Here is a 7,558-nt window from a genome sequence, read left to right as displayed (position 1 = left end):
ACGACCTTGATCCTGTTTGATAACATAAACGATATACAGTATAATAACCCCCGAATGTATTCAAGAATTATCAAGCTCACCGTCATCCTCGTCATGCTGCCCATGATCTTCGGCGTCGGCCTCGGATACGGCCTTGTGAATTACCTCGAGATCCCCGACGTGAAGCAGCTTGAGAGCTACCGGCCCAAATCGGCCACGAGGCTCTATGCAGATGACGGTACGCTTTTTGCCGAGCTCTACGTCGAAAAAAGAGTGCCCATCCCCCTCACCGAAATGCCGAGGCATCTCAGGCTCGCCTTTGTCGCCATCGAGGACGTGCGCTTCTACAGCCATTTCGGCGTCGATATCCGCGGCATCGCGCGCGCCTTCTTCCGCAATATCGTGAAGCACGGCATCACCGAAGGGGCTTCCACCATAACCCAGCAGCTTGCCCGGAACCTGTATCTGACACCCCAGAGAACCTACAAGCGAAAGATCGAGGAGGCCATCCTCGCCATCCAGATAGAGCGAACCTACTCCAAGGACGAGATACTCAACATGTATCTCAACCTGATCTATCTTGGAGAGGGTGCCCATGGGGTCGAAGCGGCCGCTTACACTTACTTCCACAAGAAAGCAAAGGACCTCACCCTCGAAGAGGCGGCCATGCTGGCGGCCCTGACCAAATCGCCCTCCCGCCTCTCTCCCTACAAGAACGCCGCGAGGACAGTGGAACGGCGCAACACGGTCCTCAGGAAGATGTACGAGGCCGGCTTCGTCGACAAGGAAAGCTGCAGCAAGGCGATCCAGACAACTCTTGCCATCGCGCCCTTTAAAACCTATGAGAAAAGAACGGGATATTTCACGGACTACGTGAAGCAGGTGCTCGAAGAATACGTGGAACAAGCACAGGACATCTTCACCAGTGGCTTCAACGTGAAGACCACGATGAACTTCAAGATGGTCCAGTACGCCTACGAGGCGATCGAAAAGGGCATGGAAGCCTACAAGAAACGTCACCCCGGGGTCAAAGACCTGCCCGAGGTGGCCCTTGTCGCCATGGAGGTCAGAACGGGGGAATTGAAGGTCCTGGTAGGCGGCAGGGACTTCTCCCGGTCTCCCTACAACAGGGCCGTTCAGGCAAAGAGGCAGCCCGGCTCGTCCTTCAAGCCCATCATCTACCTTACCGCACTGGAGCAGGGATACGCCCCCGACAGTACGCTCAGGGACTCGCCCCTGTCCTATACCAACCCCTATACCGGGGTGGGCTGGAATCCCCGGAACTACGGCAACACATATCATGGCGACGTGACCATGCGCAAGGCGCTCGAGCTTTCCCTCAACACGGCGACGATACGCCTGTTGGAGCAAGTGGGCCTCGAGAATGTCATCGACATGGCCAAACAGCTCCACATAACGAGCAAGTTCGAGCAGAACCTTTCCCTTGCCCTCGGCACCACGGAGATAGCACCCATCGAACTGGCCGCTGCTTACGCCACCTTCGCCCGCGGCGGGGCGTATGTCCAGCCCATATCCGTGAAGGCGATCACAACCATGGACGGGGAGGAACGCTACCGCGAGGAGGCCGTGGAAGAGCCTATCGTCACGCCTGAGGTTGCCTATACCCTGGTGGACATCATGAAAGGTGTCATCAAACATGGGACCGCCCGCGCAGCCGCCGCAATGCCCTATTACCTGGCAGGAAAAACGGGGACTACCGACGACTTCCGCGACGCCTGGTTCATCGGTTTTTCACCGAACCTGCTCTGCGCCGTCTGGGTGGGTTATGACAAGAAGACAAACCTCGGCGCCAGGGAAGCAGGCGGCACGACGGCCCTTCCTATCTGGATCGAGTTCATGGCAAAAGCCCTGCCCCGCTACCCCAACACCGATTTCCCGCCGGCCACGGTGGACTACGAACAGTAGCGGAAACAACAATCAAAAGATTGTACAACAGCTGGATTTTTTCATATAGTATGGGACTATGCCCATGGACATCAGACTGAAGGTTGCCCTTTTTGCGGCGGCATCCGCCCTTGTTCTTGCCGTGGGAAAATTTGCCATAGGGCTCTTGTCGGGCTCCATGGCAGTAGTCTCTTCTGCCCTCGACAGTCTTCTCGACGTTTTCATGTCAGCCATGAACTTCTATGCCATCACGAAGGCATCGGAACCTGCCGACGACGAGCATCGCTATGGCCACGGCAAGGCCGAGGATCTTGCGGGGACTTTTCAGTCCCTCGTCATCGTGCTGTCGGGATCCTTCATCATCTTCAAGGCAATAGAGGCCTTCTTCCAGCGCTCGGTCATCTCCTACTCATTTCTCGATTTCCTTGCCATGAGCCTTTCCCTGGTTTTTAGCTTCGTCATATCGACGATCCTCATGAGGACGGGAAACCGGACGGGTTCCAACGCACTCAAGGCCGATGCCCTCCATTACAGGAGCGACCTCTATTCGAACTCGGGGGCAATAATAGCCATAATCCTCACCCGTTACACGGGAATCATTCTCTTCGACCTTGTCTTTGCCGTTATTATCGGGATGATAATCATCATCTCCGCGCTGAGTATATTTCGCGGGAGCATCTCGGGCATCATGGATTCCCGCCTTGACGATGAGATAGAGCGGCAGATACGGGACATATTAGGCGAAACGTCCTTTCCCGCGGCCGGGTTTCACAAGCTGCGTACCCGCCGTTCGGGAAGCGCCAAATATCTGGATTTCCATCTCCTTGCATGCCGGAGACTTCATATCGACGAGGCCCACGCCCTTGCCCACGGCATAGAGGCCAGGATCAAGGGGCAGATACCGGGAACCGACATTATCGTGCACGTCGAGCCGTGCAAGGAGAAATGCGATCTTACGGAGATAACGTGTGTCCTGAAGAAGAGATAACCATGCACGAGGCACCCTCCATGATACAACACAATAAAGAGGGCGTTGAATGCTGAGGGAGGCGAGACACATATTGATTGCAGGTCTCTTCCTCCTCGTTCTGACGGGGTGTGCCGGCCAACAGGTCAAGTACGTGAAGGTCCGGGAGAACCCCGACATGCACCAGAGGGTGGAACGCATCCTTACCGAATCGCGGAGCGTCGTCAGCCCCTACTCCATTTACCGTTTCCAGTTCGCCATCGTTGAGGACAAGACCCCCAATGCCTGGGTGAACACGCAGAAAGGCCTTTTCGTTGTAACCACGGGCCTTCTGCGGATGTGCGACGACAACGAGCTCGCCCTTGTCTTCCTGCACGAGAACGCCCATATCAAGTACAACCACGCCGCAAAGAACTCCCTGCTCTCCGACGCCACCTCGGCGGCCTTCACCATAGGCGGGTTCTTTCTGCCCGGAGTGGGCTACGGGAACCTCATTGTCAATCCCCTCGTTACAAAAGGCTACAGCAGGTCACAGGAACTCGAGGCGGACAAGGACGTCATCGACCAGTGCCACCTGCTGCGCCTGACACCGGACCACTACGTTTCAGCTCTGGAAAAGATGAAACAATACGCGACATCAAAGGGGGACTCCTCCGATTCCACGGGCCTCTTTGACAGTCATCCCAATCTGCAATACAGGATAGATACGATAAACACGATAACGGGAAAAACCCGTCAGAACCGTTGACATCGTTGGGATCGTTAAGACCGTTGATGAAGCGTGTTCGCGTCCGCTCCCACTGGTTGCCCAACGGTTCAAATGGTTCCAACCCTGGTCCTCACCTCTATCCTTCTTTTCCCCACGCCCGTCGTGAATGGGTTCGTCGAGGTGAAAGTGGGCAGAGGGACTTCGAGAGAACCTTCAGTAACCGCCTCGTGAACGGCGGGTACGGCCATCGCGGCCCTGCGGGCCGCCTTCGCCAGGCCACCCCCATCGACCGTGCCGGTGTAAAGAGACAGGAGGAGTTGGTTATTTCCGTCGCCGCGGACAAGCTCCGCCGAGTAATTGACCAGCCCCGGAACGGGGAACAGCGCTTCGTCAAGGTCGGGGATGGTCAGGCTATGACCTCTCCCTACGGGCACCCCGGCTTCAAGCCTGCCGCCGACCCTGCCGAGGCGCCTGAGCGCAGTACCGCAGGAGCATGGGCCGGTCATGAAATGGCAGATGTCCCCCGTACGGTACCGGATGAGAGGCATCCCCTTGCGGGTGAGTGTGGTGAAAACGATCTCTCCGGCTTGCCCGTCGGAGCAGGCCCGCCCGGTCCCGGGGTCGACGATCTCCACGTAGAAGTCGGCCTCACGGATGTGGTAACCGCTGAGGGCCGCGCATTCAACGGCACAGCCAAGACCCGTTTCCGTCATCCCATAATGGGAAAAAACAGGACAGCCCCACAGGCCTTCCAGTTCATTGACGATGGCCTGCGGGACGTAGTCCGTCGACAAGAGAACGCTCTTGATCCTTCCCTGCGGTATGGCACCACTGCCTGTTCGCGCGATCCAGAGCACCTGTGTTGGTATGCCGACCAGGCAATCGACAGAGAATTCAGTGATGTCCGATACGGCCTTGTCCACATCCCGCACGGGACCGTGAACGATTCCCTCCACGTTCATCCTCGCAAGCCCTCGTTTCAAAAGGTCGCCGACGCTGTCCCGCTTTTCCCCGGGGAGAAGGATGAGAACCCGCTGGCCGGGGGACACGAGGGTTGACATGCCGTGATGAAAGAAATCGATGGTCAGTTCCAGGTCTTCGGCAGTGAAAAAGAGCCGCTTCGATGTGCCCGTCGTGCCCGAGGTGCTGAGGGTGACGACACGTGCTATCTCGTCCTGGGATACACAGAGAAAACTCAAAGGGGAGTCCTTTATATCCTGTGCCGTGGTGAAAGGCACAGAGGCAACGTCATCGAGGGAACTCAGGTCGCTGCCGCAGAGTCCCTTCAACAGTCTCCCGTAGAAGGGACTGCCGTGCTTCGCATAATCCACCGCCTCGCGCAGCTTCTCAAGGTGGTAGCGATCAAGGTCATCCCGGGAAACAAAGGACAGACCATCTCTGCCGCGGACCTTCCCGGCTATCCATCGATCGAGGGGCGTTCGTGCTGTTCTATCTGCCACGGTAGAGGGTCCGCCCCGTTTCGCTTGTGAGATTGTACGCGCAAAAGGGAATGAGGCGGCCGTCGGGGGACATTACGGAGATGCAGCAGTCCCGCAGCCGGTCGAGATCTATGTTCCACACGTCCTGAAAGGCCATGCAGGAGATGGAGAACCCGAAATCCCGTCCCCTTTCGAGAAAGGCGTCGAGGTCGATGACATCCCCATCTGAAACGAGGGGCGTGCCGGCCTCACCCCTTTTTCCGGATGCGACCCCTGCCGGACAGCAGGACGATGCGGGCGACCATTGCCTGGCAACGGTGGATACGGTGCGCATCAGCCCCTCTCTGCCGTCGCTCTCCCCGCAGCAGAGGCCTGCCGGCGGCGAGGTGCATTTCAACCGGCCGTCGGGCATCACCAGGAAGCTGCCATGAAAGGAACAATGGTCGTTCTCGGTACCGGGCGGCAGGAAATTCCAGCGCCCGGCGACATCGCCCGCCTGGTCTGTGATGGCCGCTATGACCTCGGGAAGTGTGAACCTCCGCGAGGGTTCGGGGGGCAGGTGGTAGCGGCCGAAATAGCTCAGGGGCTGAAAATGGACCCCTCTCACAACGGGGCTCAGCTTTACGGCAAGACGAATTATGGAACCGATATCGCCGGTGTTCACTCCCGCGACGAGTGTGGGCACGAGAATTACCCCCAGTCCTGCCGCGGCGCATTCATCGATGGCCGTCATCTTCTCGCTCAGAAGAGGGCGTCCCCGCAGCTCGGTATACACGCGGTCCTCTGTACCGTCGAACTGGAGGAAGACCGTTGAAAGCCCGGCCTCCCGGAGCATCCTCGCATAACCGGGCCTGCCTGCGATGACGACCCCGTTCGTATTCACCTGAATGAAGGAAAAACCCTTTTTTGCCCCCAGGGCCACTATCGCCGGGAGATCGTCCCTGAGCGTGGGCTCTCCGCCGGAAAGCTGGATACTGCAAGGGCCTGCCGCATCCATAACACGTTCATACCACCAGCCGATGGTTTCCATGGCCGGCTCCCCGGCGCCGCACTGTTCACGGGGCGTGTCGGCAAAACACACCGGGCAATTGAGGTTGCACCGGTTCGTGACCTCGAGGAGCACCGAACAGGGGTATTGACGGTGAGATGCGCAGAGCCCGCAATCGAAGGGACAACCCCTTTCGACCTGACTGTAGACAACCTCGGGGTGAACGGGCGTTTTTCGCCGGGTCCAATCCTCATACCGCGGCTCGCCCCTCCAGACGGGCACACTCCACTGACCATGTCCCTCGCAGGATTTCTCAAGAAAGACCTCGTCCCCCCTTTTGACCAGTGCGGCTTCCAAAACCTTGAAGCAGACGGGACAGAGGCTCTCGGACCTCTTGAGAATCCCTGGGTCTGCTTCACTCATTCACGGTCTCCGCAGCAGGGTGCACTCCATAGGTCTCCAGTATGGACAGAACCTTTTCGTAGGTTTCCAGGATAAGCTTGAGACAGGCCTTTTTATCGGGGCTCACGGCCAGAATATCCCTGCATTTCTTTCCACCGTAGGGGCCTCGCGTCTGCCGCTCGAACCAGTCTGTAAGATCGTGGATCGCGAAGGGAAGATCGCCCTTCGGCGTCTCGTCGTCGGAACCCTTCCCGAGAAGAAGGGAGATAAGGCAGGCGCCCCCTAAAAGAACGCCGCAGGTCTCTCCGGAATCCGCTATCCCCTTGCACAATCCGCCCAAGGATCTCACGAGGTCGGGGTTCTCCCGGCCCATGTTCCTCAACATCATTATCGCCATTATCTGGGTGCAGCAATACCCCATCCCGTTGAGCTTCGCCACTTCGAGCATGCGTTCGTTGAGATGGAGCACTTCACTTTCAGCATTGGTTCCCATGAGTTCTCCTCGCCACAAGAAGATAATATCCGACACCCCGCCAGGCAACGAGCCCTGTGTCGCAGGACAGCCGCGGGGCCGTATGATACGGCGGAAACGTGCATCCCGACATGACAAGCTCCGCCGCCAGTCTCTTGAGATCCACGGTCCTGTCCTCCCAGTTCAAGATATGGAAACCGGACCGCGCAAGGCATTCCGTTATGTGTTCCTTATCCAGGATCTCCATGCCTGACGGCGCAAAGGCTGGGCCGGAGCGCCGATACAGGTCGGAGAGCACGAGAACGCCCTCCCTTTCAATTACCCTGGAAAACTCTTTCACGACGGCTTCGTGGTCGGTATGTGAGAGAACACATTCGCAGACGATGCACCGGAAGATGCCGGCGCTAAAAGGCATTGCCTCCATCCTTGCCTGCACCAGCACGCCCTTGTCGTCTGCCGAACGCGCCCCGGCGAGCATTTCCATGGAAAGGTCAAGGCCGTACCCTCTCGCCCCGTGATGGTCCTTGAGGTGACGGAGTGTAACACCGCTGCCGCACCCCGCATCAAGTACCCTGCAGTCCGGCGAGATGGAACACAATTCAAAAGCTCTATCGGTGATTGTCAATCCGCCGGGCCTGAGCGTCCCGCCGGTCATCTTTTGAAGGCATGCCGCGTATTCTATTCCTTCCATGGAACG

Annotated in this window: 7 protein-coding genes; 3 read left to right on the top strand and 4 right to left on the bottom strand. The window is 58.0% G+C overall.

Annotation, left to right across the window (positions count from 1 at the left end):
* The 3 genes from PHC90_10560 to PHC90_10550 form a co-directional block, all read left to right on the top strand.
* On the top strand, positions 1-1,905 hold a 1,905-nt coding region (locus tag PHC90_10560), incomplete at its 5' end, for a PBP1A family penicillin-binding protein (protein ID MDD3846787.1).
* 64 nt (positions 1,906-1,969) lie between these two features.
* The gene (locus PHC90_10555; protein ID MDD3846786.1) at positions 1,970-2,872 is read left to right on the top strand and encodes a cation diffusion facilitator family transporter; all 903 of its coding nucleotides are present in this window, start codon (positions 1,970-1,972) and stop codon (positions 2,870-2,872) included.
* 49 nt (positions 2,873-2,921) lie between these two features.
* Positions 2,922-3,599, top strand: coding sequence for a M48 family metalloprotease (locus tag PHC90_10550; protein MDD3846785.1), 678 nt, complete (start codon positions 2,922-2,924; stop codon positions 3,597-3,599).
* Positions 3,600-3,667: 68 nt separating this feature from the next.
* Here PHC90_10550 and PHC90_10545 read toward each other — a convergent pair whose 3' ends face one another.
* From PHC90_10545 to PHC90_10530, 4 genes are read right to left on the bottom strand one after another with little or no spacing between them, the layout of a single operon-like run.
* Positions 3,668-5,020, bottom strand: coding sequence for an AMP-binding protein (locus PHC90_10545; GenBank protein ID MDD3846784.1), 1,353 nt, complete (start codon positions 5,018-5,020; stop codon positions 3,668-3,670).
* Positions 5,010-6,410: a radical SAM protein gene (locus PHC90_10540; protein MDD3846783.1), complete on the bottom strand. Its 1,401-nt coding sequence runs from the start codon at positions 6,408-6,410 to the stop codon at positions 5,010-5,012. The genes PHC90_10545 and PHC90_10540 overlap by 11 nt, the downstream gene beginning before the upstream one ends.
* Positions 6,403-6,882: a C-GCAxxG-C-C family protein gene (locus PHC90_10535; protein MDD3846782.1), complete on the bottom strand. Its 480-nt coding sequence runs from the start codon at positions 6,880-6,882 to the stop codon at positions 6,403-6,405. Before PHC90_10535 ends, PHC90_10540 begins: the two co-directional genes overlap by 8 nt.
* On the bottom strand, positions 6,866-7,552 hold the full coding sequence (locus PHC90_10530) for a methyltransferase domain-containing protein (GenBank protein MDD3846781.1): 687 nt from the start codon (positions 7,550-7,552) through the stop codon (positions 6,866-6,868). The genes PHC90_10535 and PHC90_10530 overlap by 17 nt, the downstream gene beginning before the upstream one ends.
* Between the last annotated feature and the right edge of the window lie 6 nt (positions 7,553-7,558).

It is taken from the genome of Syntrophorhabdaceae bacterium (assembly GCA_028698615.1).
Classification (GTDB): Bacteria; Desulfobacterota; Syntrophorhabdia; order Syntrophorhabdales; family Syntrophorhabdaceae; genus Delta-02.
Note: the sequence above shows the minus strand (reverse complement) of the source record. Positions and strands in the feature narration are given on the sequence as shown.

Coding starts and splice junctions, on each gene's coding strand:
- PHC90_10555 (MDD3846786.1), top strand. CDS start 1,970: ATGGACATCAGACTGAAGGTTGCCCTTTTTGCGGCGGCATCCGCCCTT.
- PHC90_10550 (MDD3846785.1), top strand. CDS start 2,922: ATGCTGAGGGAGGCGAGACACATATTGATTGCAGGTCTCTTCCTCCTC.
- PHC90_10540 (MDD3846783.1), bottom strand. CDS start 6,410: ATGAGTGAAGCAGACCCAGGGATTCTCAAGAGGTCCGAGAGCCTCTGT.
- PHC90_10535 (MDD3846782.1), bottom strand. CDS start 6,882: ATGGGAACCAATGCTGAAAGTGAAGTGCTCCATCTCAACGAACGCATG.
- PHC90_10530 (MDD3846781.1), bottom strand. CDS start 7,552: ATGGAAGGAATAGAATACGCGGCATGCCTTCAAAAGATGACCGGCGGG.